We start from the raw sequence: 2,072 nt of genomic DNA, 5'->3' as shown, positions 1-2,072 counted from the left end.
CCGTTTAGCAATAAAGCAGGAGCCAGGCTCTATAAAACCGGCGATCTGGGCCGCTGGTTGCCGGATGGGAATATTGAATATCTTGGGCGCAATGACTTCCAGGTCAAGATCCGCGGTTTTCGTATTGAGTTAGGCGAGATTGAAGCCCGGCTGGCGGCCTGTGACGGTGTGCGGGAGGCAGTGGTGGTCGCCCGGGAAGACGCGCCGGGTGACAAGCGGCTGGTGGCCTATCTGGTGCCGCAGGCCGGAATGGTGCTGGACGCCGCAACGCTGCGGGCTGAGTTAAGCACAAGCCTGGCGGACTATATGCTGCCCGGTGCATTTGTGGGACTGGAGGCGTTACCGCTGACGCCGAATGGCAAGCTGGACCGGCAGGCATTGCCGGCCCCGGACCAGAGTGCGGTGGTGACACGGCAATATGAAGCGCCACAGGGTAAGCTTGAGCAGCAGCTGGCACAGATTTGGCAGGACTTGTTAGGCGTGGAGCATATCGGCCGCCACGACAACTTCTTTGAGTTAGGCGGACATTCACTGTTGATCGTCAGTGTGATTGAGCGATTACGCCTGATGAATTTGCATCTGGACGTGGCGGCCGTTTTTGCCAGGCCAACACTGATGGCGATGGCTACTCGTGTCAGCACGGGGGAGAGTATCGCGGGTGAGGGTGTTCCCGAGAATCGTATCCCCGGAGATACCCAGGTTATCACACCGGAGATGCTGCCGCTGATTATGCTGAGTCAACCCGAGATAGACAGCATTGTAACTGACGTTGCTGGTGGCGCTGCCAATATCCAGGATATTTATCCACTCGGCCCGCTACAGCAAGGTATCCTGTTTCACCATTTGTTGGAAAATGAAGGCGATACTTATTTAGAGCGTTCAATGTTAGCGTTCGACAGCCGACAGCGTTTGGATGGCTTTTTGGCTGCCTTGCAACGGGTAATCGATCGTCATGATATCTTGCGCAGCGCGGTGCATTGGAAGGGATTACCGGAGCCGGTGCAGGTGGTGTGGCGTCAGGCGCCATTGCGGGTTGAAGAATTGAGCTTATTGGCGGGGGAAGATGCAGAACGACAACTGTATCAGCATACCGACCCGCGGCGGGTACGGCTGGACGTGACCCGAGCGCCATTAATGTCGGCCACCATCGTGCAAGACCCGCAATCCGGTGAATGGCTGCTGGCATTACTGTTTCACCATTTAGTATGTGATCATGTGTCTTTGGAGCTCATTAACAATGAAGTTCAGGCTTTCTTACAGCAGCAAGAAGAGCATCTGCCGCATCCTTTACCTTACCGCAATTTTATTGCACAAGCACGTTCGGTACCGCAGACGGTGCATGAGGCGTATTTCCGGCAGCAGTTAGGTGATGTGGACGAATCAACCGCGCCCTTTGGGCTGTTGGATGTGCAAGGGGAGGGCACTCTGGTTGTTGAAACGCGCGGCTATGTAGAAACGCGGTTGGCTCAAGCCGTACGTGATTGCGCGCGGCGGGAAGGCGTCAGTGCGGCGGTGTTATTCCATGTGGCATGGGCGCAGGTCATGGCACAGTGCAGTGGCCGGGATGACGTTGTGTTTGGTACCGTGTTGCTGGGACGATCGCAAGGCGTGGCGGGTGCGGATCAAGTGCTGGGTATGTTTATGAATACTTTGCCGGTACGGGTACGGCTGGGTGAGCGTAGCGTATGGCAAGTAATGCGCGAAACATACCAACACTTAAGTGAGCTGCTGGCGCATGAACAGGCCCCGCTTTCGCTGGCTCAGCGTTGCAGCGGTGTGCAGGCCCCAATGCCGTTGTTCAATAGCCTGTTGAACTATCGGCATAGCCCAGGCGGGGCAGATCAGCAGAGCGTGTGGGAGGGGATACGCTGGATTAGCACAGAAGAACGTACCAACTACCCACTGTCATTGGACATTGATGATTCAGGTCAGGGGTTTGAGCTGACGGTGCAAAGTCGTGGGGAGGTGGCACCGGAGCGGATTATGGCCTATGTGGAGACGGCGCTGAAAGGGATAGTGACGGCTTTGTGTTCGGCACCTGACACACTGATACAGCAGGTGGATATATTGCC

At 56.1% G+C, this 2,072-nt stretch carries 1 protein-coding gene; it reads left to right on the top strand.

The features are described from left to right. On the top strand, positions 1–2,072 hold a 2,072-nt coding region (locus LGZ98_RS23540), incomplete at both ends, for a condensation domain-containing protein (RefSeq protein WP_262978705.1).

The sequence above is a fragment of the Photorhabdus kayaii genome (assembly GCF_025384895.1).
Classification (GTDB): Bacteria; Pseudomonadota; Gammaproteobacteria; order Enterobacterales; family Enterobacteriaceae; genus Photorhabdus; species Photorhabdus kayaii.
This window is presented reverse-complemented; position numbering and strand designations above follow the sequence as displayed.